Origin of the sequence: Nonomuraea cypriaca, from assembly GCF_015645445.1 — a bacterium.
Taxonomy (GTDB): Bacteria; Actinomycetota; Actinomycetes; order Streptosporangiales; family Streptosporangiaceae; genus Nonomuraea; species Nonomuraea cypriaca.
Genome location: NZ_JADOGI010000574.1, coordinates 1 through 626, shown reverse-complemented (window position 1 = coordinate 626; position 626 = coordinate 1). Strand labels below are relative to the sequence as shown.

Here is a 626-nt window from a genome sequence, read left to right as displayed (position 1 = left end):
CACCCCGCTGACCTGCAGGAACGCCACCGCCTAGAGACACGCCTCCCCGGCGTGCCCAGACGCATTTCCCCAGCTCATCCCCCGAATTCCGCCCTCTATCCGAACCGAATTATGTCGAACGCAGGTCAGCCTGCTGGAATGTTTCCAGCGCCTTCCCGACCCGCGTGATCCGCGTGGCGTCCGACATGCGCTGGCGTCGTTACTGGCCGGTGCCGCGGCTGCCGTACTGGCCGGCGCGCGCTCGTTCACCGCGATCGGTGAGTGGATCGCTGATGCCCCTGCCCAGGTGATGGCCGTTCTCGGCGTCCGGTGGGATCCGCTGAGCCGGGCATGGCAGCCGCCGGATGAGTCAACCGTGCGGCGTCTGTTCGAGCAGATCGACACCGACGCCCTGGATGAGGCGGTCTGCTCCTGGCTGGCCGGGCGAGCCGCCACGGCCGGCACCCCTATGGACGGCCCGGCTCGTGCGCGTCGCGGGGCCTTGGCCGTCGACGGCAAAGCACTGCGCGGTGCACGCAACCACAGCGGTGAGCCAGTCCATCTGCTGGCCGCCTTCGACCACGGCAACGGCCTGGTGCTCGCGCAGACCGACGTGGACGGCAAGACCAACGAAATCACCCGCTTCC

The 626-nt window shown here is 68.8% G+C and carries 1 protein-coding gene; it reads left to right on the top strand.

What is annotated here, in order from left to right; all coding sequences use genetic code 11:
• Positions 1–76: 76 nt before the first annotated feature.
• Positions 77–626, top strand: a 550-nt coding sequence (locus tag ITP53_RS55680; RefSeq protein ID WP_195903537.1) for a transposase family protein, incomplete at its 3' end; no start/stop codon positions are given.